Below are 25,409 nucleotides of genomic sequence, written 5' to 3'. Positions count from 1 at the left end.
GAGGAGTCGGCGACCCTGGAGTCGTCCACCTTTGCGCCGGCGGAAAGTGACATTCTTCAGAGCGGCGCGACTGAGGTGATCTATACGATTGTGAACGGCAAGATGGGTGTGGCAGATCCGAACCGCCAGGGGCTTGAGAGCGTCCTCAACGGAGAGGGGCCCTCGCTCGACATCCTCGCGCACTTCACGGAGATCAGCGCCGGATACTCTCCGATGTGGGATGTACGACTGGCGGTGTGGACCAAGGAGGCTATCTCGAAGGATCAACGGAAACTGATCACTGACGGCGACGATCTCGAAGCCAAAAGTTCGTCAGGTTTACTGGTGAGCCCTGCGGGGGGGCCGGTGAAGACGACGGGGAATCTGGTGAATTGTCCGGTCATAGGTTTCACCAACGAGTAATTTTCTTGGCCACACAACTGCGCTTCCCCCGTTCATGCGGGGAGCGCAATCGGTCTCTCAACCACTGACGCTTACGAGCATACTCTTGGATGGTGATGGCGATTAACATCGGCGGGCGCCAACCGTTCATTGGCAAACATAAATAGCTTTCACGAGGAATAACGCGTGGCAGGCGGTTTGATTTACGCGCGGGATCGTATTTGGGTTCAAAGCAAGGACTCGTGCCCGCGCGAGCAGACGCGGGTACTGAACAGGGCATGGCCCAGCCGGCAAAGAAACCATGTTCCGATTTGTTACCTCAAGACAGTCGTTCTTTCTGGCCGCTGGTATCGCAGCCAGCGCTGTCCTAGGCTCATTGTCGCGCCGTACGCGGGAAAGGAGTACATCGCGTGGAGACATTACGGCGATCCGCTGAACGGGCGCGGATAAGGGACCGCTGAAGAGCGAAGAATGTTCGAACACGGGACGAAATTTACTTCGGGAAGCTCCAGGGCCCCGCACGCTGTCGGCCCACGGACGTGCGCAAGCCGTCGTGATCACGCCCGGTTATCGACTACATGTCCATCTGAATGACGCCTTGTCGTCGTCGTCAGGCGACGTTCTTCCGCGGCAACTTCCAATGCGGGCGGACGAAGTGGCAGGTGTAGCCGTTCGGATAGCGTTCCAGGTAATCCTGGTGCTCGGGCTCCGCTTCCCAGAAATCGCCAGCGGGAGAGAGCTCGGTCGCGACCTTGCCCGGCCACAGCCCTGAGGCCTCGACGTCGGCGATGGTTTCCTTGGCGACGCGGCGTTGTTCCTCACTCGTGTAGAAAATCGCCGACCTGTAGCTTGCGCCGCGGTCGTTTCCCTGCCGGTTGGGCGTCGTCGGGTCGTGGATCTGGAAGAAGAACTCAAGCAGGTCGCGGAAGCTCGCCTGACTCGGGTCAAACGAGATCTCGATCGCTTCTGCGTGCGTGCCGTGGTTGCGGTACGTGGCGTTCTTGACGTCGCCGCCCGAGTACCCAACCCTCGTTGAGACGACACCGGGCAGGCGGCGCACCAGTTGCTGCATTCCCCAGAAGCAACCTCCTGCCAGGATCGCGCGTTCTGTAGTCGCTGCCATCGTCAGGCCTCCTGCTTTGAGAACAGCTTTGAATACTCGCCGTACCCCTCGCCCTCCAATTGGTCGCGGTGGATGAACCTTAAGGAGGCTGAGTTCATGCAGTACCTCAACCCGCCCTTGTCGCGCGGCCCATCCGGGAAGACGTGGCCAAGGTGGCTGTCGCCGTGCTTAGAGCGAACCTCGGTCCGTGTCATGCCGTGCGAACTGTCCACGTTCTCGACGACGTTGGCGGCCTCGAGCGGCCGCGTGAAACTCGGCCATCCCGTCCCGCTGTCAAACTTGTCGAAGGATGCGAAGAGCGGCTCGCCGGAAACCACGTCGACGTAGAGACCAGGCTCCTTGTTGTCCCAGTATTCGTTGGCGAAGGGGCGCTCGGTCCCGTCAGTCTGAGTGACGCGGTACTGCTCGGGAGTCAACTTCGAGACCGCTTCGGGGTTTTTCCTGTAGGCCGGCATTCGCGGTACTCCTTTTTGTTCAGCATTGAAAATAGGCACGGGGTGGTCGACCTTCCAATTACCTCCGGCTATCGAAACGATGCCATGCGGATCGACTCCGGAGATGTTTCAATCTGCCGGGGCGGATTCACTTGCCCAGGAGACGGGTCTGACATTGCTGGAACAGGACTTTGAACCGGCGCTCGCTGCGATACCAAGCGGCTACGGCGAAGGCGTGTACGAGGGGCTGCGGTACGGCGTCACCGGGCGGAAGTCTCGCGACGGAAAGCGGACCAGCCTGTTCGCGCGAGCGCTCGCGGCATTGCGCAGTCTTCTGTTTGGTCGCCGGGATGGCCTTCGCTCTGATGGGGGCCGCTACCAGCAGCGCTCGTCGGTTCAGATAGCGTCCAAATGCGGGATGCCAGCACCTCGTCAAAGGTTGTGTGGCGATATCTGCGCTATGTGCTCGCTGCTGCAGTCTAAGCCCCTCGCTGGCCGTCCGCTTTCGCCGCGGCCGGTGTCAGGGTCATCGAGGCTGTAAAGGCGCCGCCGATCGAGGTCGCGGCGGCTACGGCGAGGCCGACTTCGTAGCCGGCGGAAAAAGACGCGACGCCGGCGGCCAGTGCCACCCCGGCGAGCTGCGCAATCCGGCTCGCCGCATTGTTGATGCCGGAGGCGAGCCCTTCGTCGGCCTGATCCACACTCGACATGACCGACGCGGTGAGCGGTGCCACGAGCACAGCGAAGGACAGGCCCAGCAGGGTCATGGGTCCGATCACGCCGAGCATCAGGGATTCTTCCCGGCCGAGTGCCATCAAGACATAGGCGAGTGCCGCACCTGCCGGTCCCGCGATGAGCATGGCCCGGGCGCCAATCTTGTCCGCCAACCCGCCGAAGAGATTCGACAAGAGCCCCACGCCGAGCGTGAAGGGCAGGAATGCCAGCCCGGCATCGGTCGACGACAGGCCGCGGCGATCGACGAGGTCAAAGGGTAGCAGAAAGAACATGATCGAAACCCCCGCATAGACCATCAGGGTCGCGACGTTCAGCCCGAGGAAGGCGCGATTCTCCACCAGGCGAGGTGGTGTCATCGGATGTTCGCTTCTGAGCTCCCAGAACGCGTAGACGGCGAGCCCGACAATGCCAAGCCCGGTAACGATCGTGAGCACCGTGCCCGGCCGAGCTGGAGTGTCCGCGGCGGCCTGAGCTTGACTGGAGCCGATCTGGCTGAGCGCCCAGGCGAGCGCCCCGATCGCGGAAGCGAGGATCGCGGCGCCGATCACGTCGAACCTACGCTGGATGCGGCCATCTTTCGGCGCGAAGGCCAGCAGAACTCCCACTGCTACGAGAGCGAGCGGCGGGTTGATCCAGAACACAGATGGCCAGCCAAAGGTCTCGGTCAGCCAGCCGCCCAGGACAGGACCTCCGGCGGTGGTGAGAGCCGATGCCGCGGCCCACACGCCGATCGCCCGGTTCCGCTCCGCGCGCGGATAGGTGGCCCCGATCAGGGCGAGGCTGGCGGGGGTGACGATCGCTGCGGCCGCTCCCTGCGCGACGCGAGCAGCGATGAGCCAGGCGGGCGAAGGCGCCAGCGCGCAAGCTGCGGACGCCAGACCGAACAGGACGCAACCGAGCCTGAGCATGCGCGCCTTGCCATAAACATCCGCGAGCGCGCCGCCGATCAATGTCAGCGAGGCGAGCGCCAGCATATACCCGTTGAGAACCCATTGAACGGAGGCGAGGTCCGCTCCGAAATCAGCGCGCAATCTCGGCAACGCAACGGGCAGCGCCGTCCCATCGATGAACGCCATGGAGGATGCGAGCACACAGGCCGTGAGCACCATGCGGCGGCGCCGAGGCGACACTTCCCGCCCGAGCTCGCGCGGGCAGGGTTCTGCATCGATAACGCCGCGGCTGCACCGCTCTGCAAACGGCTCCGCCTCGTGACGACAAGCTTGCCGTCTCTGGCTTGTAGGAGTGGTCATTTGCAGTCTCGTTTTGGATCGTAGGTGCTTCTGACAGCGACCGTGGCGGTCGAACCCCGGTGAGGGAAATCACCTCTCGGCATAGAATCGATAGACGATCGCTATTGCCTCGCGTGTGGCGTGATGCCGTCGCGGCCTCCGCAACTTGCCTTGATTTGCGAATGGCAGAGGGGACCGTCGCAGCAGTATTCCCCGCTGCTATGGAAACTATACGCGGCAGCTATTGGAAAATTTGGTTCCACGCATGAGATGTCGAACGGGCCTTATCGCTGGACCGTATCCAGCAAGGAGACAAGCAACCGAGGAGACAATTCATATGAAGGCGATCGTCGTAACGGACCAGGCTGCGGGAACCGCCGGAATGAGGCTCGTGGAGCGGCCCGAGCCGCAGGCGGCGATCAACGACGTCGTCGTTCAGGTTCATGCGTCGGGATTCACCTCGGGTGAGCTGACGTGGCCCTCGACGTGGACCGATCGCCTCGACCGTGACCGAACACCGTCGATTCCCGGGCAGGAGCTGGCCGGAGTGGTCACCGCTCTCGGCTATGGCACGACGGGGCTGTCAGTGGGACAGCGAGTGTTCGGCCTCTCGGACTCGTATCGCGGCGGCACGCTGGCTGAGTATGTGGCCGTGGAGGCGCGCAACCTCGCGCCACTGCCGGGCGACGTCGACTTCGCGGTGGGTGCGAGCGTCGCGATGCCGGGCCTGACTGCGTGGCAGGGACTGTTCGAGCATGGCCGCCTTCACGCGGGGCAGAGCGTCCTCGCGCATGGCGCGGCCGGCGCGGTCGGGTCGATGGTGACGCAACTCGCACGATTGGCCGGCGCCTACGTCATCGGCACCGGGCGCGCGGCCGACCGTCAGAAGGCGCTCGACTTCGGCGCGCAAGAGTTCATCGACCTCGACAACGACGTCCTCGAAGACGTCGGCGGCGTCGATCTGGTGTTCGATGTCATCGGCGGCGACATCGGGACACGGTCCGCTGGCGTGATCCGCCCCGGAGGAACATTGGTGACCATCGCCGGGCCGACCGAGGCGCGGCCCGCCGACGGCCTGGCGATTGACTTTGTTCTCGTGTCCGATCGCGCCCAACTGGGTGAGATCGTCCAGCGGGTGCGGGACGGACGACTGCGAACGAACATCGGCAACATCGTGACCCTCGACAATGCCGTCGCGGCTTTCAATCCGACCAAGCGGATCAGCGGGAAGACGATCATCCGCGTTCGCCCGTAGTGTACTTGGGAGAGGGAGCGGTCTAGGAAGAACGAAGACCAACCTATGGGCAGAAGGAGAAATGCCATGACGATGCGAACCATTATCGCCGCCACCTGCGCCGCCTTCTTCTCGATGGCCGCCCATGACAGCGAGGCGCAAACCGTCACGAAGAATTTCGAGGCGGCCATTCCCAATGTCCCTGGCAAGTCGCTGCTCGCCGTGGAGGTCGATTACGCGCCGGGCGCGGCCTCTCCGTCCCACACACACGCGAAGTCGGCCTTCATCTACGCCTACGTAATCTCGGGCGCGATCGAGTCGAAGGTGAATGACGGCGAGACGCGCATCTACCGGGCAGGTGAGAGCTGGTCGGAACCGCCGGGCGCGACCCATTCGATCAGCCGCAACGCGAGCAAGACGGAGCCGGCAAAGCTGCTCGCTGTCTTCGTCCTCGACACCAATGACAATCCGCTGACCACGCCCGTCAATTAACATATTCGCTGCGCCAGGTAAGGATCTACGGTGATGATATCGGCCGCGAGTTTACCGCGGCCGTCATCCGCCGTGTCACCGAAAGCGGAAAATATGCTTCACTCGATATCGCTGACGCGACGATCTCGATGACGTTCGCAACCGTGTCGAATCGGCCGGAACCTGTTCCGGCTTTAGAGCTGCAGTTCTTCGCATCATAATCCCCTTAAGCTACTGGTTTGAATCAAACGAGATTCAACACATCGGCCACCGGACGGCGCGGCTTCTGCGGCCAGTTTCCCGGACGCACCGCCCCTACGGACAACAGCATGACCGGTACTTCGTCCGCGGCCAGTCCGAACTCGCGGTGCACGGCTTCGGCATTGAAACCGATCATCGGCGTCGAACCCAGGCCCAGCGAGCGGGCCGCATAGATCATCGCCGCCGCGCCGAAGGTGCCGGTGCGAACTGCCTCGTCGCGCTGGCGCTGCGGGTACTCCATATACAGATCGCGTGCGGGGATTTCCCACTCCGGCACCATCTTTGCCGGCATGATGCCCGCTTCCACCAGCGGCGCCAGGCGCTCCGGTACCACGCTGGAATCGGCCAACTGGCCGCAGACGATGAAGGTAACGGCTGCTTCGGTGATCGCGGGCTGATCCCAAGCGATCGGACGCAACCGCGCCTTGGCTTCAGGCGAGCGTACGGCAATGAAGCGCCAGTTCTGCAAGTGGAAGGATGTCGGCGCGGTGGTTCCGATCCGCACCAGTTCGCGGATTTGGTCGTCGCTCAAGGTGACGGCAGTGTCGTAGTACTTGGCGGAGCTGCGGCTCAGGATACATTCGATGACGGCGTTGGTCATGGTGGTTCCGTTAGTCATGGTGATTCCTACGCGTGAAGGGATAGGTTGAGATACACGAGTGCTTTCGCTCTCTTTGCTGGAAATGCTGCAGGGATGGAGCCCGTTCGACATCTCATGCCAGGGGCCATGGGTCGTTTCCCAGGTTGCCCCCGGCGCGTCTGATAGGACGCGGCCGGCCGATCCGGACAGCGCCGGCCGCGTGCATCGATGGGCGCGTGTTCCTACGGACGAACGCGGATGATCGTTTTCCCCGTGATCCGCTTGGCCTTGATCCGCTCGGTCGGGTTCAAGGCGGCGACGGCATCGTCGAGGGGCGAGACGTTGCCGATGTTCGTCCGCAGTCGTCCGTCCCGCACCCGCTGGACGATCTCACTCAATTGGGCGCGATCGGATTCGACAACGAAGTCGACCGCCAGGCCGTCGGCGGGCCGCGCCTCGGTCGGCCCGACGATGGACACCAGTGTTCCTCCCGCTCGAATCAGGCCTGCAGACCGCTTCTGGATGTCGCCGCCGATGACATCGAACACCAGATCGACGCTGCCGACGTCTTCGAGGACGTCGTTGTCGAGGTCGACGAACTCTTGCGCGCCGAAGTCGAGCGCCTTCTGACGGTCGGCCGCGCGTCCGGTGCCGATGACGTAGGCGCCGGCCAATCGTGCGAGTTGCGTCACCATCGTCCCGACTGCGCCTGCCGCGCCGTGCGCGAGGACGCTCTGCCCCGCCTGAAGGTGGCCGAGCTGGAACAGTCCCTGCCACGCGGTGAGGCCCGAGATTGGCAGGCTCGCGCCCACCGTGAAGTCGACGTCGCCCGGGAGCGGCGCGAGGTTGCGTGCCTCGATGGCTACATACTCCGCCAGCGTGCCGTCGCGATACCAGTCGGCGAGGCCGAACACTCGCTGTCCCACTGACAGCCCCGTCGTGCCATAGCCGAGAGCGGTGACCACTCCGGCCAGCTCGTGCCCGGGAATCGACGGTGTTCGGTCACGGTCGAGGCGATCGGTCCACGTCGAGGGCCACGTCAGCTCAGTCCCGACGAATCCCGACGCATGAATCTGAACGACGACGTCGTTGATCGCTGCCTGCGGCTCGGGCCGCTCCACGAGCCTCATCCCGGTGGTTCCCGCAGACTGGTCCGTCACAACGATTGCCTTCATCGTCGACCTCCTTGTGTGTGGTATGTCGTCATCTTCCGAGTTCCTTTGCAGACGAGCAAAAATAACAACCGCGGAACTCGATGGTCCAATGACCAGTGGCTATGGAATCGATTGCCATCGGCGCGGCGTGAGAACGACAGAGAGGACCCAGCAGTATTCTCCGCTGCTATGGAAACCATAGGTACCGGTTATTGGAAAATTTCGTCCCGCGCTGCGATCAATTGGTGCCACTGTCGCGGATTTCATCGAGTGGCGCCCAGGGCCACCTCGACGGATATCACTCAATGGCGCGGCGACAAAAGGTATGGTCGTGGAGAAAAAGGTAGGCGCCTTACCCTGCTGATCGCCGGAGCGATTTTGAGCGCGGTTGCTATAACAACTGTATTCACGCAGTTCGAATCCCATGACGTCAGCGCACTGACGAGGACGCGCTGTCCTCAATATCCCGCATCGGGCACCTTGATCCTGCTGAAGAATTTCAACTAATGGTTGCTCGTCGGCTAGCCGCTCGCTCCCAACGTGTTCAAGAGGCATCGATGGCTTTCACTTTGAAGATCAACGGCACACCCCATGAGGTCGATGTCGACGGTGACGCTCCGCTTCTGTGGGTGCTGCGCGATGTGCTTGGTATGACCGGGACCAAGTTCGGCTGCGGCCAGGCGCTTTGCGGCGCCTGCACCGTGCATGTCGACGGCCAGGCGGTCCGCTCCTGCCAGACAACAATCGACAGCGTTGGCGACGGTGCGGTCACCACGATCGAGGCGATCGGCCAGGTGCCGCAGGGCGCGGCCTTGCAGAAGGCGTGGCTTGAGCTGGAGGTGGTGCAGTGCGGCTACTGCCAGTCCGGTCAGATCATGTCAGCGGCCGCGCTCCTCAAGGACACGCCGAAGCCGACGGATGACGACATTGACGCCGCCATGTCGGGGAATGTCTGTCGATGCGGCACCTATCAGCGCATCCGCGCCGCGATCAAGCACGCTGCGGGAGTTTGAGATCATGGATGGGCCTGTTCTGAGAGAGCAGACTGCCGATGAAACAGCTGTGTCGCGGCGCGCTTTTCTTCAGGGCGCAGGTTTGCTGCTTGGCTTTGCCCTGACTAGTGCGAGCGCGGAGTCTGTCTTTGCGGCGCCTGCTTCGCAAGTCGTCGAAAACGAGGTCACGGGTACTTTCGCGCCGAATGGATTTATTCGGATCAATCCAACCGGCGCCGTGACCCTGGTCATGCCGATGGTCGAGATGGGACAGGGAGTTTTCACGTCGCTCTCGATGCTTCTCGCTGAAGAGCTGGAAGTGAAGCTTGACCAGATTCAGGTTCAGCATGCGCCGCCAAATCATGCGCTTTACGTCAACTCGATCATAGGTATTCAAAATACAGGTGGTTCTGCCTCTGTCCGCGCCTTCTGGACACCGCTGCGTCAGGCAGGAGCGATCGGTCGCAATCTGCTGATTGCGGCGGCCGCAAAGCGCTGGAATGTCGATCCAGCGACGTGTCGCGCCAAGGATGGCGTCGTGGTCGATGCATCAGGCTCGAAGCATCTGAGCTACGGCGAACTTGCGGAGGCTGCAGCGAAATTGCCGGTGCCGCCTGCGGCAAACGTCAAATTGAAGGAACCGAAGGATTTCACCCTGATCGGCACGCGTGCCAAGCGCGTGGATTCACCGATAAAGATCGATGGGCGCGCGCTCTACGGCATCGATACGCGACTGCCGGGTATGAAGGTTGCAGCTGTTGCTATTTCACCCGTGCTCGGTGGCAAAGCGAAAACGGTGGACGAGAAGGCCGCGATGGCAGTGAGGGGCGTCCGGCAGGTGGTGAATATCGATGAAGCTATTGCCATAGTAGCGGATCACATGGGCGCGGCGAAGAAAGGGCTCGAGGCCGCCGCCATCAGGTGGGACGACGGGCCGAATGGCAAAATCAGCAGCGCCGATATCGTCAAGCATTTGGAGGAGGAATCTAAAAAGCCGGGCGCTGTTGCCCGTAACGTCGGTGATGTGGGGAAGGCACTTGCGGAGGCAGCGCAACGGGTTGACGCCATCTATCAGGTGCCTTTCCTGGCCCATGCGGCGATGGAGCCGATGAATTGTACCGTTCATCTGCAGAAGGATCGTTGCAACATCTGGGTTGGGACGCAGGCACCTACGATCACGCAGTCTCTGGTGGCCGAACTCACCGGTCTGCCAAAGGATGCAGTTAAGATTCACAATCATCTGATTGGCGGTGGCTTCGGCCGAAGGCTGGAGGCCGATGGCACGGTGCTGGCTGTCAAGATCGCCAAGCACGTCGATGGTCCAGTGAAGGTGATCTGGAGCCGAGAGGAAGACATCCAGCACGATATGTATCGGCCGTACTATTTCGATCGGCTGTCGGCCGGACTTGATGCGGCCGGCAGGCCGGTTGCCTGGACGCATCGGATCGCCGGCTCCTCGGTCATGGCTCGATATTATCCCCCTTATGTCAAGGACGGATTGGACCCGGATGCCGTAGAAGCGGCGGCTGAACCGCCCTATGCACTGCCCAATATCCACGTCGACTTTGTCCGCGTCGAGCCCCCTGGTGTCCGGACGTCTTGGTGGCGTGGCGTTGGACCGACTCACAATGTTTTTGTGGTCGAAAGCTTCATGGATGAGCTCGCGCATGCTGCGAAGCAGGATCCCGTCGCTTATCGCAAGGGATTGCTTGGCCACAATCCGCGAGCACTTGCTGTTCTGTCGCTTGCAGCGGACAAAGCAAGGTGGGGATCACCACTTCCCGCACGGCATGGCCGCGGAATTTCGGTACAATTCGCATACGGGAGTTACACGTCGCAGGTCGCCGAGGTCGAGGTGGCGGCCGATGGCTCTGTCAAAGTCAAGCGGATCGTCTGTGCGATTGATTGCGGCATGTACGTCAATCCCGATACGATCGAAGCACAGGTTCAGGGTGGAACGCTTTTCGGGCTGACCGCTGCGCTCCATGGGTCAATCACTTTCAAGGATGGACGCGTCGAGCAGAGCAATTTCGACACCTATCTGCCGATGCGTATCGACGAGGTACCAGTGGTGGAGACGCACTTGATTAAGAACGCAGAAGCTCCGGGTGGCGTTGGTGAGGCTCCCACGGCCGTTGTCAGTGCTGCAGTGACCAATGCGATCTTCGCCGCCACCGGTAAGCGTGTGCGCAGCCTACCGATCGATACAAATTCCCTGAAGTCGTCGTCTTAGTCCTTTGCCCGTCATCCTGCAATCTGAAGGCGGTTCAGGATTGATCTGCAAGAGTTTCACTTCCATACCACGACCTTCTGATCATGATTCTTCCATTGGGTTCGGGAAGACGGTCAGTCTGTGGTGCAAACGAGCATGACGACGCCCCTCCCTGATTCTTGGAGAATGGGCTTCGGCGCACTATCGGCGCCTAGCAGGCAGTAAAGAGCCACTACAGTATGCGGAACACCTCAAAAGCGTTTCGAACGCGAGCTCTTGTCGGGCAGAACATTTCGCCGCCCGCGGCTCCACTGTCAAATTGTCTACAACAGACCTCAACAATTTGATGCAGGCGCTCGACGTCAATGTCATCGCGCTGACTGAGCTTCTGGTGCCCCACGGCCATCGAGTCGAATTTGGGATGATTGACGTACCCGGGATCCACTACAATTTGAGTGGCGTGGGACGCATGTCTATCAACGGCGGACCAATGATGCCGTTGAGCTCTCATTTGCTCATCATCGTGCCGCCAAACACTCCATTTACGATCGAGGTTCCCGGTGGAAGGGGCCCACCGAAGCTGATTTCGAGAAACTGTTGGACGCATCAAGACGGCATCCTCCGCGTCGCAGTGCCAAAGGAGCAACCCGAAATCGTTCAGATATGCAGTTTTTTCAACGCATCCTTCGGTCAGTCTGTGAGGCTGTTCGGAGAACTCAGCGAGCCGGTGATCGAGCAGTTCGAGCCGGCGGACAAGATCGATCTAAAGCTTCGCGAGGCTATGGACGAACTGCTACAGCAAGAGGTCGGCGTTGGAGCCATGACGGCCTCTCTGCTCAAGCAAATCGTCGTCTCATTGGTCCGACGGTCCCTCAGGTCGTCCCAGCGGTGGACTGAGCGATTCTCGATACTTGCCGACAGGCAGGTCACCCGTGCTTTTGCAGATATGGTGGCGCGGCCGGGAGCCGCCCATTCAGTTCAAAGCTTGGCACACAGTGCGGGATTGAGTCGTTCGGCGTTCATGGCGCGATTCTCGGACATCTTTGGACGATCCCCGATGGCGATCTTGCGAGACTTGAGAATGCGTCAGGCTGCGATCGATTTGACGACAACGACGATGTCGATCGACGTCGTTGCTCTTAATGCGGGGTACGAGAGCCGTTCAAGTTTTGTGCGAGCTTTTCGAAAGGCGTACGAACGAGATCCGAGCGACTATCGGCAGATCGCCAAGGAGGGCAAGACCCGGAAGGATATCTGAGCCGTTTGCCGCCGTGGCGGTGGCCGCGTTCACCCTTGCGGGGGCCGCGTGCCCCACGCCGGCCGCCGCCGTCACCTAGCTGATCCGAACCCCACACATACCCGCGATGATCGCGGCCGAGATAACGGCGCTTGTTGCGACGCCCGCGCCCCAAAGACGATTTGCGGCGCGTCGATCGACGCCATGCGCGATCAGCACCACCCGCAATCCCGACGCAAGGTGGCTTAGGACAAAAAACACGCCGAGCGCGTAATGAGGCAACAGGCGGATATTCCATGCGTCATGAATGAGCTCGGTCGGGGCTCCGATCGCGAAATTCCAATCGGTCGGTATACCGAGAAAGCTTCGAGCGTAGATGAAAACAGAGTTCATGTGCCCGAGGATGTACAGCGAGAGGTAGGCCCCCGAGGCGACCTGAAAAGTCCGGTGGAAGTCCTGGGGGGCGGCACTCCAATGCCTTGCCAGAAACAGGCCGGTGCCGATCTGGAAAAGCATGGCCGCGACCAACAGCGGTTCACCGACGCCAGAGCGATAGACAACGCGGCCGATCTTCATGACGGCCGCGTGTGCGTCGGGGCCGATCAACCCAAACAAGTGATTGGCTAGATGGAACGCTACGTATAGGCACAAGACCGCCGCCGTCACTCCGTGGACAATGCGCCAGCGCTCCACGGTCGGCCGCGTTGCAGCGACGGGATTGCGGGCGGTCTGTGACCAAATCGCGATTGCGAGCCAAAGCACGCACCACACGAGTTCGTCAGCGACAGGGCTGCGAATCAGGGTCTGAACGACGCCAAGAAAGACATAGAGCGTTGGGGTCGCCACGCCAGCATAGGCGAGCCGCCGCGTCCCTGGATCGGCGTCGGGCCGGCAAGCGAGCGCGAGCGCGAGAAACGGCACGACGAACGCCACGGCCAGGATCAAGGTCGCACCGACAATTGCGAGAGGCGAAGGCGTTGCAGCCTGCGTGCCGACGACGGCATGAAAGGCCTTGAGTAGAAAAGGGTAGCAAATGGCCGCCGCTGCGGGAGCCACCGCCAAATAGTCGAAGCGCGGCCCGATCGCGGCGCTTCCGTCCCGCGGCTCAGCAAACGCGTCCATCTTAAACCACATCGGCGCTATCAAGAATGATCCCGGCCCAAGCTCCAAGTATATCGCTTCGGCGGCCGTCACGGCGAGGATTCCAAGCGTGCGGCCGGATTCGTCGGCCTCCACAGTCCCCGCGGGTCTGAGATAGGCTGCGACCAGGGCGAGGGCCGCGCCCTGGTCGCCGATTAGAGAGCGGTCAAGGCGTCCGGAAAGCGATTGCCAGGAATCGGGCGCTCCGCGCGGGTTCGTGACCGACGGCTGCAGACGAACATCGGCAACGTCTCGACCCTCGACGGCGCCGTCGCCACCTTCAACCCGCTGTGCGCGTGTCCAATCCCGAACGCGTCGCGGCGCGTTCCTCACGCGCGTTAAAAACTGACGTCGTGAGCAGGACAGCGGCAGCGAGGACCCAGTAGTACCAGGCGTCGAGCCCAACGAATTTGAAGGCAAACGGGGCGATGACAAACACCACGCCGACGGCGCGATCGACCCAAAGGTGCAGCCAGTAGGGGATGATGCGGACGAGCCCGGTGGGATGGTCGGTCAGAGCGGCCAAGAGCAACGCGGCGACACCGACAACAACCGAAAGCCACATTGCGACCGGTCCGCTCTGGCCGAGCTTCAGCTCAAACGGCGCTGCGATCAGGACGATCGCGACGGGATAATCGATAAGGTAGGCGTGGATAGACTTGGTGATGAAGCGGAACGACATCGGTGACTCCTACGTGCTTGGTTGCTCGAGCGGGTCCACACGACGCGGAGGTCCAGCCACCCAAGAGGACGATCACGCCGTCCTATGCTTGGAAGCACTCCGCACAACCGTCGCAGGTCAACCCGGTTAGATGCACAGAAAGGCTATGCCGATACGCCAACCATTAGAAATGCCCGGTCGTTATGGTTTCCATTCCACTCGCCCGGTGGCGCGACTTCCTTGCGTTGGAACTCCGGGGCCCTGCGACGCACCGCCTCTGCCGAGGTCAGTGTGCGCTCCAGCATCGGAAGGACTTCCTTTCCAAGGTCGGTGAGCTGCGTCAGCTGGCGCTCGCGGTAGATCAACGGGCCGCCGAGCTCCTGCTCGAGCTTCTGTACCCCCTTGGTCAGGGCGGGCTGCGTGACATGCACTGCTCGGCCGCGCGGGTGAAGTTGAGCGTCGACGCGACGGCGAGGAAGTAGCGCACTTGATGAAGATCCACGGGTTGTTCTCCGTCAAGTTGCCGCGAGACCGGGTACGTTGACGATGAACCAATCCCCGTCGCGGCCGTCACGCAGCGCGGACATATGGACCTTGAGGTTGGTGGACCCGACAACGACATGGCCAAACTCGAGCCATCGAGTCCTGCTTGCTGACCATTCACCGCGGCGTTTAAGTAAAGCAGTCAGGGTCTCCAGGGCACGACTTACGACTGGCACGGCTTCTCGCCTTCCAGCAGAAGTTGCGTCGGAAGCAGGCGAAACGGTCCGAATGAAACTTTGGTTGGCGGAACAAAGAATACCTTGTCCGTATTCGAACTTTGAGCGGAGTGATCTACGTCAAATCCCGGTTCGGCATGGGCCAAACGTCCGATAGATGCGCGCATCATAACCTCGCGCTTGGTACATGCGGTATTCCGACAAGAGCGTTATGACGTGTAACTTGGCGGCTTGAGGCGTTGCGGTCGATCCCGCAGGAGGTACTGTGAGGTCGGCTTGTCGTTGTTTGCACTAAACGATCGCTTAGAAGCGAACGGGCGAACCACGCTCTGGGTCCGTCAGCCGGAGGGGCACCTAAGGGAGAGGTTCAGCGGAGCGGCGAACTGCGCAGATAGGCGTCAGCGCGGATAGATGACGCCCTCGCGAGCATGCCCTCTAGCTGAGGAACTCTACGGCTGCTGTCGCCTCACATTGAGTGTGTCCGCCATCCGGCTGAGCTCGGGAAGCGAATGCGCCTTCATCTTGCGCATCAGGTTGGTGCGATGCACCTTCACCGTGGACTCGGCGATGCCGATATCGTTGGCAATCTGCTTGTTCAGGCGACCGGCCACGACATGGAGCATGATGTCCCGCTCGCGGGAGCTGAGTGTGTCGAAACGTTCCCTGAGCGCAGCGAATGCCCTTTCACTCTCCCGACGGGCACGATCGCGAGCGAGGCCGGCCTCAACGGCGTCAAGCAAATCCTGATCACGGAACGGCTTTGTGAGGAACTCTATAGCGCCGCCCTTCATCGCTTGCACGGTCATTGGCACGTCGGCGTGCGCTGTAATGAAGATGATCGGCACTTGCCTGTTTGCGGCGACAAGGTCGCGCTGAAGCTCAAGACCGCTTCGCTCCGGCATTCTCACGTCGAGCACCAGGCAAGTGGGACCATCCGGCGGATCGGCACTGAGAAAATCGGGAACAGACGAAAATTGCCGAGCAGGCAAGCCGACTGTCCGCAACAGCCGCACGACCGAGTCGCGAAACTCGGGATCGTCATCGATAACCAAGACACTGGGATTTGCCTCACCCATTCTCGGTATCCTGCGTGGGGAAGCGCAATTTTCCGATTCCGGCACAATTCTACGCACAATTACCCGAGATGAACAGGCATCTTTTGCCTAAGCGGATAGCTGGACGCCTAAGCCATCGCTTACGGGCGCGGTCATTGCATTATCGGGGGATGTCCCGGACACTAGAAATTGCATGCAGGCGCGAGATATGCCGCCAGTGGGGTGGAGCGAGGAAAGTGCCTGGAAACCGGCAATGTTGAACCGAACACTGATATCCATCGTTGACGACGATCAGCTCTATCGTGAGTCACTGCGAAAGCTCGTGGTGTTAATGGGCTACACTGTCGAGGCGTTTCCGTCAGCAGCCGATTTCCTGGCGTCAAGCTTTTTGCCGGAAACCGCCTGCTTGATCGCCGACGTTCACATGCCCGGAATGACCGGAGTCGAGCTGCACAGGCATTTGGTCGACGCGGGGTACGCGATCCCGACGATCCTCGTTACCGCCTACCCCGATGACGCTGTCAGGGATCGGGCTCTAAAAGAGGGGATTGTTTGCTACCTCGGCAAGCCAGTGGACGACGACTATCTCGAGCGATGCTTGCGTTCGGCTCTGCAGCCGGGTACGCCGATTGAAGACAATTCATAAGTCGTTGCCCGCCGGCAGGGTAAACTGAAATACGGCGCCGCGAGGTTCGTTCGCTTCCGCCCACAACTTGCCCCCATGAGCATGGACAATGGAGCGGCATATCGACAACCCCATCCCTGTTCCACTGGACTTCGTGGTGTAAAAGGCGTCGAAGATTCGATCTAGATGCTGCGCATCAATGCCGGGCCCTGAATCGTGTACGGCTACGAGGGCGCCTGTCTGGTCCTGCTCGGTGCTGATCAACAGTTCTCTTGCTCCCTCTTCAGCCGAGCACATTGCTTCAGCCGCGTTGAGAATAAGATTCAGCAAGACTTGTTGCAGCTGAATGCGATCCCCCAGAACCGGAAGCAATCCATCCGCAAGCCGGGTTTGGACCGAAACCTCATTCCTGTGGGTCACGCTTTGTACCAATACGAGCACTTCGTTGATCGCCGCGTTGAGATCAAAGCACTCCTTTCGCGGTGGCGCCTTCCTGATGTGATCACGCATCCGTCCGACGATGTCGCTGGCCCGGTCCGCGTCCCTGACAACGCAACCAAGCGCTTCCTTGACCTCACCCAGGTTCGGCGGTTTCATTTCCAAAAAGCGCATCCCCGCACGAGCATTGTTGCGAGCGGTCGCGATCGGATGCAGAATTTCGTGTGAGAGCGAGGCGGCCAATTCTCCCATCATGCTCACGCGGTTCATGTGGGCGAAATCCGATTGCATCTGCTGCAACCTCGCCAGGGCTTGTGTGCGATCTTCAATGTCGGTGAGCAAAGAATACCAGCGAGCAATGCGGTCGGAAGCGTCCCGCACCGGAATGCCGCGGATGTCGAACCATCGATATTCGCCGTCGAAGCGCCTCACGCGTGCTTCGGTCCCATAGGGAACGCCGGCAGCGATCGATTTTGTGAAGACTGCAGCGAGATGGGGAAGATCATCAGGATGTATCGTGCCATTTGTGCCCCAGTTCCTCAGCTCTTCCAGTGACTGGCCGCAATACTCAAAGATTTGACGATTTACGGCTTCGAGGTCACCATTCGGGGCCAAAATCGCAACGAGGCCCGGTATCCCGTCAATCGCCGAGCGCAAACTTCGCTCGCTCTCACGCAAGGCTTGCTCGGTACGCCTGCGTTGCGTCACATCGACGGTCGAGGTCATACCCTCCGACAGCGCGCCTTCGGAAGAAAACAGGTGATGGGTGGTTGCTTCAAGGTATTTGACTGTTCCATCAGGAAGTAAGATTCTGAACTCGGCTGTGAAATCCGTTTTCTGGCGCACTGCTTCTTGAACTGTTTCCCTTAATCGGTCTCGATCGTCTGGGTGGATGCGTTGCCGCATATCCTCACGGCTTGGAAGGCCCTGCTGCGGATCAAACCCCCAGATTCTGTAGCTCTCGTCGGACCAATAGATATACTGGCTCGTTGTCGCACTATAGACCCAATTTCCGCTACGGCTTAGCCTCTGTGCTTGGCTTAGCCAGGCTTCGCTGCGGCGCAGCCGTTCCTCGGCCCGCTTGCGCTCGGTCAGATCGAGGACGAACGCAAGGCGGTCGCCTCCTTCCTTCAACAGCGCGGCGCCCACAAGCACCGGAACGCGGCTGCCGTCTTTCCGAAAATACTCTTTTTCGAAGGGTTGAACGATGCCGGTTGAGTTCAGTTCTGCCTGAGTCAGTATGTCGCGCTCGCGCCATTCGGGCGGGGACAACTCGGTCCAGCGCACGTGGCCCGAAACCAAGCCCTCACGGTCATATCCTAAGATACGTAGAAACGCGTCATTGGCTTCAAGAATTTGACCTTCGCGGTCGGCAATGAAGATCCCGATGATGTTGGCGTCGACCAAACGCCGAATCTTTCCTTCGCGATCTGCGACGTCGCGATAAAGCCGCGAATTCTCGAGCGAGATCGCCGCCTGCGACGCAAGCACCGTCAACAAAACGACGCGATCGGGCGTAAAGGCTCTTGGTGTCAGATTGTTCTCCAGGTAGAGAATGCCTGTAAGCCTTCCCTGGTTGATTAGCGGAAAACAGAGAATAGAACGGAGGTAATTCTCTACGATGTAGGGATCGGCAGAGTATGGATTGTGAGATGACGCATCGTCGAGAATAACGCTTTCCCGGGTGCGCAGGACATAGTGCAGCACCGACTCCGGGAGCATTGTCGCAGCCACGCCCTCGTCGCGCAGACGCACGGTCACCAAATCGCCGTCGGTTGTGGCTTCGGCGGCGATCCGCTGCTCAGCTCCGCGTGAGAGAATTAGCAAGCCTCGTTCGGCGCCAGCCTGCTCAAGCGCCGTGCGCATAAGCATTTCGAGCAGCTTCTCCAGCACGATCTCGCTCGATATGGCTTGCGACACCTTGATGACCGTTGCGAGGTCGAGTTGCTCGACAGATGCTGCGATTGTGCTTGTCGGGGCAGGTGGGGGTTCTTCCATTCTGAGGCGCGGATCCATCGCGTCGAGTTGGCGCACCTTGCCGTCCGCGCCCCAGCGCAGGTAGCAGTTGCGGGCGTTTTGCAGGTAAACACGGGCAATTTCCTCGAAGCCACGTGCCGCATAGAAGTGCGCGGCGAGCTCGTAGGCGATCGCCTCGTTTTGGACGAAGCCGTTGGTGCGGGCCGATCGGATGGCCCGTTCATAAAGTTCCATCGCATCGACCAGGCGGCTCTCAATCCCGGCGATCTCGGCTCCGACAAGGGCGGCGCGGTCATCGAAATTCTCCGGGCCGTGCTCCGCCCAAGCCTCGAGCTGGCTGTGATGCACGTGAAGCATTCCAAGATGTTGCGACCGCTCATCTGAGAAAGCCGATTTGCAGCACGCCGCTCGTACAAGCGCGGCAAAGAAGTCGTATTCAGCAGCTTCGAAATAGAGTCGAAATGACGGTGATTCTGAGAGAAGTTGGCGGGCGTTTGTTTCGGCCTCAATGGCGGATTGATAGTCGCCGGCGTAGCAGCGCGCTTGCAACTTGCGGACCCAATACAAGCACGCAGCAAACGCCAGCCGCGGGTCTTGCTGCAAATGTTGCTCAAAGCGGGTCTCGTCAAACTCGCCATCGTTGAAGGAGCCGAAAGTCGACGTGAGACCTCGGAGTGTGCGGATCAGGGCCAGTTGTCCACCGACAATATCGAAGATGAGACCGAATCTCGCTTTGCGCGCGAATTCGAGAGCGCTCTCGGCCTCGCTCTGCGTTTCTGCGAGTGGTGTACCGCTGGCGAGAAGGTTCGTCACTAGGGTACGGAGCGCAAAACCCATGTAAACGAGATCTCCGGTTTCTCGTGCCGTATCGAAGGCGCGGCGCAGCAGTGCATGGCTTACGGAAAGATGCTCAATCCAGGAATTCGCTATTGCAAAACCAAGATAGACCCGGGGCTTGAAACGAAAGAGCTTGTGCCGCTCCATAAGGTCGAGCCCAACTTTGGCAAAGCGGAACCCTGAGCGGTAATCGCCGAAGCGACAGCCAAAGGCCAAGTTTGAGTAGACGTAGGCGAAACAAGACCCATCGGTGTAGCCATGCTCTAAACTGAGATTGATGATTCGACCGAGGACAAGGCAGCCGAGATTGGTATCACTAAATAAGGCCGGCGAAGTAAGGGTGGAGAGCACGTCAATGGTGACGCCCCAAGCAGTATCCCTCATCGGCGGTAGGGCAACCAGCTGTTCGATTGATCGACCATCGATTTGCCGCCAAATCCGATTGTACTCTTGGGCCAGTTCGTCGTTCGTTGGGTGCCGCGGCCAGTTGATGCCGACATGGTTAAGAAATTCTAGACCAACGTCGACCGCGGAATCGAGTCGATCCAAGATGGTGTAGAGCGCCAACCGCTGGCGTGCGACCGCGGCTCTATCGATTAGGTTTATTGCGTGGCTTGCCAGAACCGAGAGTCGGTCCTCCGCTGCAGCGAAGTCGGCAGTCAGGTACTCGCATTCGGCGCGGTGAAGGTCGAGATCGAAAAGGAGCCGATACCGCGCAGCCCAATCATCGTCCCGGAGCAAGTCACGACCCGTTGCGAGATACGTCAATGCGGATGAGTAAGCCGCCGCGTCCTTAGCGCGCTTACCTGCAATGAGATTGAGTTCGGCGACCCGCTCTCGCTCGTCCGGCGAGTCGATAAGTGAGGCGCCACGGTTGAGCTGATTGACGATGTCGAAGATCGCTTCTTCTTGACGCTCTATTGGCGTCCGCGCTGCGAGGAGCCTTCCGATCCGGAGATGGGTCGCTGGACGCGAAGCTTGCGGGATCAGCGAGTAAGCGGCTTCCTGCACCCGGTCGTGCGTGAACCGGTAGGAATTGCTTCGGTGTTCGACCAATTCCTGACGGACCGCGTCCCAGAGAGCCAAGTTGACCTCGTCTTGCGGTTCCCCGAGGACGGCGGACAAGGTGGTTGTATCTGTGGCGCTGCCGAGACAGGCTAGTTCCCGCAGCGCAGATTGCGCCTTGTCCGGCAGGCGGACCAGCTTTGGGACCATGAGGTCCACCACGTTGTCAGTGTACCCATTTGCTCGAATGCGCTTCGGATCCCAGGACCACCGCGTCGCGTTCAGATCGAAAGTGAGGAGGCCCTCCTCGGCAAGCGTATACAGAAACTGAATAACGAAGAATGGGTTGCCGGCAGTCTTCTCGTGAACTATCCGCGCAAGCGATGTAGCGTGTGTTGGCGCGCAGTGAAGGGCATTGCTTATCAACTCTCGGACGTGCTCACAGGCAAGCGGCGTAAGCTGGATCTCTTGGACGCGGACCTGGGCCTGCTCAATCGCTTCGAGCCTGCGCATCAGCGGATGTTCGGCATCGACCTCATTGTTGCGGTAGGCGCCGATCAGCATCAGATGCTGGAGCTCCGACCGGGTCAGAAGATCCTCCAGAAGGTCGAGCGTCGCCGCGTCCAGCCATTGCAGATCGTCAAGAAAAAGTACCAGCGGATGCTCCGCTCGAGCGAAGACGCCGAGGAAACGTCGAAACACTAGCTGAAATCGCACTTGCGCCTGCTGCGGCGGAAGCTCAGGCACCGGCGGCTGTTCGCCAATGATAAGCTTCAGCTCGGGAACAAGGTCGACCATGAGCTTTCCGTTCTGACCAAGTGCGTCGCGAAGCGCCTCGCGCCAGCAACTTAACTCGGCGTCTCTCTTCGCCAGAAGTGGTCGGATCAGAGCCTGGAAAGCCTGCACCAAGGTCGAATACGGAATGTCACGCTTGTATTGGTCGAACTTGCCGGACGAAAACAGGCCGCGGAGTGGCACGAGTACCTTATGCAGTTCGTTTACTACTGAAGATTTGCCGATGCCCGAATAACCGGAGAGCAGCACCAACTCCGGCGTGCCGCTCTTGATGACGCGGTCGAATGCAGCGAGCAATATGCCGATCTCGTGCTCTCTCCCATACAGCTTCTCGGGGATAAGAATCCGGCTCGGAATATCGTGTTCACCAAGGGAGAAGGGTTCGATTTCGTGCAGGGTCTCCCAGTCCGCGAGGCAGCGCCGGAGATCTTGTTCCAAACCTCCTGCTGTCTGGTAGCGGTCCTCTGCCGCTTTCGCGAGCAGCCTCATGACGATTACCGAGATCGCCTGCGGTACGCACGGCACGCGGTCGGTCGGAGAGGCTGGTTGTCGCGCAACGTGGCAATGGATCCATTCCATGGGATCCGCGGCGCCAAAAGGCTGGCTTCCCGTCAACATTTCGTAGAGCGTGACGCCGAGCGCGTAGAGATCGCTACGGGCGTCGACCGAGCGGTTCATCCGCCCGGTTTGTTCGGGTGCCATGTAGGCAAGCGTACCGGCGATGGTCTCGGGCGGCTCGGGCGCCTGCCGCTCGCGGGACAGGCGCGATGCAATGCCGAACCCGGTGAGCCGCACGTGTCCATCCGCGCAGTCCACTATAATATTAGCTGGCTTGATGTCTTTGTGGATGAGCCCGCGCTGATGAAGTTTGCCCAGAACCGAAGTAACAGCGATAGCCACGCGTAAGAAGCGTCCTACCTCCATGGGCCCACCGAGCAAACGGTCGAGCGGTTCGCCGCCGGGATCATCGAGCACCAGCATGGTCCGTCCGGCCTCACGCATGAGAGCCAGCGGCCGCGCCGCCCATGCACTGTCGAGCTCCTCTTTCAGCTCGTATTCGTGCTTGAAGCGTTCGAGACTTGAGCGGGACGGGTGGTCGGCGGCAGGGGCAACAAGCAGCACGGCGAGCCGGTTGCCATTGTCGTCCAGTTGCCAGCCACGGCTGAACACACGCTCGCCGTCCTCCCACAACACCTGAGAGCTACCGGTCGAGTAGGCGACGTTCAGCGACTGCTGCACCATCTGTCAGACTTCGGGGTCGGCCGTCTGGCTGATCAAGCTCTTCGGGTGCCACACGCGCGGCCCTTCTCCCGCCTGAAGAAATGGTACTCCATCGTCCGAGAAATGCCAGCCGTCCCTTGGTCTTGCCGGATACGGCGAAAGATAAACCTTCGTATAGTTTCCATGGTCCCTTTAGATGACTGACGTTTACCCACGCTCAATTGAGCGACTGATATCGATCGTATTACATGCATGGATCAAGGACTTGTTCGCGGCGAAGTGCGGCGGTCGAGCCCAACTACTTTCTGGCAAATGGCAATGCGCGAGGTGTACAGATGGTCCTCTTCCCGCACATAACCACTTGAATGTGGTTTCAGATCTCCACAGGCGTCACCGCTGCCATCTTCGGGCCGTCCCGTCGAGGAGATCAGCGATGCCGACATCTTGTCGCCACCCATTAGGCTTGCGGGCAGATGAACATGACCCAGATGTATTTCCACTGCTCCAACACGAAGAAGGCTTTCGTCGATCGCTGCGGCGCTGTGGTCGACGACCTCGCTGAGGCGCCTCATCACGCGACCCAAGTCGTGCAGTCCCTCGCCAAGACGCGCGGTCTCGAAGATTGGCGTGACTGGGTTTTGGACGTCAGCGACAACCTAGGCGATGAGCTCTTCGTAGCCGCTTTCGCGTTCGTTCTCGGCAACCCGCATTGAGATCGCCATGGCGCTCCTTGTCGCGTACCAATTGGCTTATCGGAAGCAGAGGACACTTCCAAGTGCTTGGCGCCCGGCGCTCCCCCTTCGCCGTGGTTCGCCTGCGGCCGGTCCTTTTCCTCCCGGGGATCGGCCGCCCCCTTTGCAAGGCCTGATAGGTGACGGCGCCGGATCGGACGGGCATGGAAGCTCTTTGGATCGGGGCAACCCTATCCTTGAGCACAAAACGAACGGAGAGTTCGCTCGACGATCTCTGATCATTTCTTTTCCGCCGCTCTCGCCCGGCTGCACAAGGAGCGGCGCTACCACGTGTTTGCAGATCTTGAGCGCATCGCGGCGCGTTTGCCGCACGCAATATGGCCTTCGCCGGACGGCCGCGCGCGGTCGTGATCTGGTGCTAGAGCTTCCACCTGGGTTGAAGAGTGCCGGACGCTCGGACACCTATTGAGGATTCTTTGGGCAGCGAGTTCGTCATAAGGTAAAGTTGAGCGCCGCGGGGAACCGGCCAACTTACCAAGCGCTCGAATTCTCTGGCGACGCGCCGCCACCGTTCATCTCAACCGCTGCGGCGGGCTTAAGATTGGAGTTAGATAATCGGCTTGCGCAGCACTTCCTCTCGCTACGGCGCCGGCGCCCAGGCGCTCCATTGGCTGAACGTTGTGCTGGTTCTCGCCGCCTGTGTGCTGAGCAAGAGCGGCGGCTATTCGCTCTATTCCGCCGACGCGGACGGGCTCCGTAGGATTCACGAGACGCTCGGAGTGCTCGTCTTCATTGTCGTCGTGTTGCGGCTGCTATGGCGGCTGATCGACAGCACGCCCGCGAAGCAGCCGATACCGCGATGGATGGCTGCGGCCGCGAAGCTCGTCCAGTTCGCGCTTTATTCGCTCCTCATCGCGATTCCGGCAACGGCGGTGCTCGGTACCTGGTTCGAGGGGATTCCCGTCACCCTTCCCGGATTCGACATTGCCCCCCAGATCGCGAGGGCACATGGACTGGGGCAGCTGATCATGGAAATACACACCATCCTCGGCAGCGCCATCCTCTGGGTTGCCGGCGTGCATGCAGCGGCGGCTCTCTTCCACCACTTCTATCTGCGCGACGAAGTCTTTCAGTCGATGGTTCCGGGCGCATGAATGATTAGTCCGAGCTTCTGCGGCGAGGCGTGTTCCCTCTGAATCCGGCGAGGTGCCTCGGCAGAATCACTCGCTCTCATGTCGCGATCGCGACCCGGATCCACGCCGCCATCGTGGCTTTTGCCGGCTCGACACATTTAAGGCAGCAATGGAAGCAGCCAGTGACGCGACGCAAGAGGCAGACTGATCGGAGAGCGGCTTTCGACATTGGTTTTGCCTGTTCGTGACGACGCGGCCGCAAAACTGGATTGGCCGCTTTCGAGGGATGGGTTGCCTACAAGAACTAGAGACGTCAACGGCTCCACCTGCAGATTGTGAAAGGATACCAGCTTGTCAGTGAAGACTGGAAATTGCATTCACGCCGGCAATCCCTGGTCACTGCGGCGTGCGTCGAGAGGGCCAGAAACTCCCCATAGCCAAACATCATTAGTTCGAGAGAACGTCATTCCCGGCGGGCATTAATTTCATGATCCTTCGTTGCTTCCGCACTAAGGCGCCCACGATTAATCTTATCTGTGCGTAGTCAATGAGACCACCTACGCACGAATGCCGTCATTACGCATTCGGCGACATGCGGCTGGTCTAAGGAGAGAGATCATGAGACGCACAGTACTAGCACTTTCCGCCATCCTCGGCGCCGGCGCTATAGCAACCGCAGTCTTCGCACAGCAGCCACAGCTTCCACCGCCCGACGATTGGCACGCCACCGGCCGCTATCTTCCCGAATACACGAAGGATGGCGACCTTGTTCTGCCGAAGAACTTTCACGAGTGGGTTTATGTTGGTTCGCCACTGACGCCCAATTTCTTAAACCCCCCACAAGCAAACTTCCCTGAATTTCATAACGTATATATCGAGCCTGGCTCTTACGATATCTACAAGAANACNGGCGTCTTCCCTGAAGGAACAATCTTCGTGAAAGAACTGCAGCTCATGCAGCCCGCCACTCATCCGGACGGTTCGAGGACCGCGCCATCGGGGAAAGGATTCTTCCCGGGCCCCTTCAACGGGGCGGATGTGACTGTCAAGGACACCAAGCGATATCAG

General features: G+C 60.2%; 18 protein-coding genes and 3 pseudogenes. 11 read left to right on the top strand and 10 right to left on the bottom strand.

Annotated features, from left to right (window positions below; translation table 11 throughout):
* Positions 1-402, top strand: a pseudogene (locus A3AI_RS0140485) (hypothetical protein); the annotation flags it as partial.
* A 589-nt stretch (positions 403-991) separates the two neighbouring features.
* Here A3AI_RS0140485 and msrA read toward each other — a convergent pair.
* From msrA to A3AI_RS0140470, 3 genes are all read right to left on the bottom strand, one after another.
* The gene (gene msrA, locus A3AI_RS0140480) at positions 992-1,504 is read right to left on the bottom strand and encodes a peptide-methionine (S)-S-oxide reductase MsrA (protein ID WP_024520940.1); all 513 of its coding nucleotides are present in this window, start codon (positions 1,502-1,504) and stop codon (positions 992-994) included.
* 2 nt (positions 1,505-1,506) lie between these two features.
* A complete protein-coding gene (msrB, locus tag A3AI_RS0140475; RefSeq protein WP_024520939.1) occupies positions 1,507-1,959 on the bottom strand; it encodes a peptide-methionine (R)-S-oxide reductase MsrB in 453 nt (150 codons plus the stop codon).
* Positions 1,960-2,417: 458 nt separating this feature from the next.
* Positions 2,418-3,782, bottom strand: a complete 1,365-nt coding sequence (locus tag A3AI_RS0140470; RefSeq protein WP_024520938.1) for an MFS transporter — start codon at positions 3,780-3,782, stop codon at positions 2,418-2,420.
* A 457-nt stretch (positions 3,783-4,239) separates the two neighbouring features.
* On the opposite strand from A3AI_RS0140470, the gene A3AI_RS0140465 reads away from it, so the two are divergent.
* Positions 4,240-5,157, top strand: coding sequence for an NADP-dependent oxidoreductase (locus tag A3AI_RS0140465; protein ID WP_024520937.1), 918 nt, complete (start codon positions 4,240-4,242; stop codon positions 5,155-5,157).
* 66 nt (positions 5,158-5,223) lie between these two features.
* The gene (locus A3AI_RS0140460) at positions 5,224-5,628 is read left to right on the top strand and encodes a cupin domain-containing protein (protein WP_024520936.1); all 405 of its coding nucleotides are present in this window, start codon (positions 5,224-5,226) and stop codon (positions 5,626-5,628) included.
* 223 nt (positions 5,629-5,851) lie between these two features.
* On the opposite strand, the gene A3AI_RS0140455 is transcribed toward A3AI_RS0140460, so the two are convergent.
* Positions 5,852-6,469: a nitroreductase family protein gene (locus tag A3AI_RS0140455; protein ID WP_198030349.1), complete on the bottom strand. Its 618-nt coding sequence runs from the start codon at positions 6,467-6,469 to the stop codon at positions 5,852-5,854.
* 221 nt (positions 6,470-6,690) lie between these two features.
* Positions 6,691-7,623, bottom strand: a complete 933-nt coding sequence (locus A3AI_RS0140450) for an NADP-dependent oxidoreductase (RefSeq protein ID WP_024520934.1) — start codon at positions 7,621-7,623, stop codon at positions 6,691-6,693.
* Positions 7,624-8,159: 536 nt separating this feature from the next.
* Between A3AI_RS0140450 and A3AI_RS0140445 the strand changes: the two genes are divergently transcribed.
* The 3 genes from A3AI_RS0140445 to A3AI_RS0140435 all read left to right on the top strand — a co-directional run bounded on the left by A3AI_RS0140445 (position 8,160) and on the right by A3AI_RS0140435 (position 12,064).
* Positions 8,160-8,615 carry a (2Fe-2S)-binding protein gene (locus A3AI_RS0140445; RefSeq protein ID WP_024520933.1) on the top strand — a complete coding sequence of 152 codons (456 nt, stop codon included), beginning with the start codon at positions 8,160-8,162 and terminating at the stop codon, positions 8,613-8,615.
* A gap of 4 nt (positions 8,616-8,619) precedes the next feature.
* Complete coding sequence (locus A3AI_RS0140440) at positions 8,620-10,827, top strand: xanthine dehydrogenase family protein molybdopterin-binding subunit (RefSeq protein WP_024520932.1); 2,208 nt, start codon at positions 8,620-8,622, stop codon at positions 10,825-10,827.
* A gap of 325 nt (positions 10,828-11,152) precedes the next feature.
* Positions 11,153-12,064: an AraC family transcriptional regulator gene (locus A3AI_RS0140435; RefSeq protein ID WP_051382778.1), complete on the top strand. Its 912-nt coding sequence runs from the start codon at positions 11,153-11,155 to the stop codon at positions 12,062-12,064.
* A 75-nt stretch (positions 12,065-12,139) separates the two neighbouring features.
* Here the strand turns inward: A3AI_RS0140435 and A3AI_RS0140430 are convergent, their stop codons facing one another.
* The 4 genes and pseudogenes from A3AI_RS0140430 to A3AI_RS0140415 form a co-directional block, all read right to left on the bottom strand.
* Positions 12,140-13,165, bottom strand: a complete 1,026-nt coding sequence (locus tag A3AI_RS0140430; RefSeq protein WP_051382783.1) for a hypothetical protein — start codon at positions 13,163-13,165, stop codon at positions 12,140-12,142.
* 298 nt (positions 13,166-13,463) lie between these two features.
* Complete coding sequence (locus A3AI_RS0140425) at positions 13,464-13,865, bottom strand: SPW repeat domain-containing protein (RefSeq protein ID WP_024520929.1); 402 nt, start codon at positions 13,863-13,865, stop codon at positions 13,464-13,466.
* A 206-nt stretch (positions 13,866-14,071) separates the two neighbouring features.
* Positions 14,072-14,346: pseudogene (locus A3AI_RS47000) on the bottom strand (LysR family transcriptional regulator); the annotation flags it as partial.
* 666 nt (positions 14,347-15,012) lie between these two features.
* Positions 15,013-15,639, bottom strand: coding sequence for a response regulator transcription factor (locus A3AI_RS0140415; protein ID WP_024520927.1), 627 nt, complete (start codon positions 15,637-15,639; stop codon positions 15,013-15,015).
* 232 nt (positions 15,640-15,871) lie between these two features.
* On the opposite strand from A3AI_RS0140415, the gene A3AI_RS0140410 reads away from it, so the two are divergent.
* Positions 15,872-16,264, top strand: a complete 393-nt coding sequence (locus A3AI_RS0140410) for a response regulator transcription factor (protein WP_024520926.1) — start codon at positions 15,872-15,874, stop codon at positions 16,262-16,264.
* Here A3AI_RS0140410 and A3AI_RS0140405 read toward each other — a convergent pair.
* Complete coding sequence (locus A3AI_RS0140405) at positions 16,259-22,537, bottom strand: AAA family ATPase (protein ID WP_024520925.1); 6,279 nt, start codon at positions 22,535-22,537, stop codon at positions 16,259-16,261. The two genes, A3AI_RS0140410 and A3AI_RS0140405, sit on opposite strands and share 6 nt — an antisense overlap.
* A 458-nt stretch (positions 22,538-22,995) precedes the next feature.
* Between A3AI_RS0140405 and A3AI_RS0140400 the strand changes: the two genes are divergently transcribed.
* From A3AI_RS0140400 to A3AI_RS0140390, 4 genes and pseudogenes are all read left to right on the top strand, one after another.
* Positions 22,996-23,229 carry a DUF6894 family protein gene (locus tag A3AI_RS0140400; protein WP_024520924.1) on the top strand — a complete coding sequence of 78 codons (234 nt, stop codon included), beginning with the start codon at positions 22,996-22,998 and terminating at the stop codon, positions 23,227-23,229.
* 249 nt (positions 23,230-23,478) lie between these two features.
* Positions 23,479-23,627: pseudogene (locus A3AI_RS49720) on the top strand (5-aminolevulinate synthase); the annotation flags it as partial.
* Between the two features lie 201 nt (positions 23,628-23,828).
* A complete protein-coding gene (locus tag A3AI_RS0140395; protein ID WP_245287071.1) occupies positions 23,829-24,362 on the top strand; it encodes a cytochrome b in 534 nt (177 codons plus the stop codon).
* 546 nt (positions 24,363-24,908) lie between these two features.
* Positions 24,909-25,409, top strand: a 501-nt coding sequence (locus tag A3AI_RS0140390; RefSeq protein ID WP_502685793.1) for a cytochrome P460 family protein, incomplete at its 3' end; no start/stop codon positions are given.

Source organism: Bradyrhizobium sp. Tv2a-2 (genome assembly GCF_000472425.1).
Lineage (GTDB): Bacteria > Pseudomonadota > Alphaproteobacteria > Rhizobiales > Xanthobacteraceae > Bradyrhizobium.
This window is presented reverse-complemented; position numbering and strand designations above follow the sequence as displayed.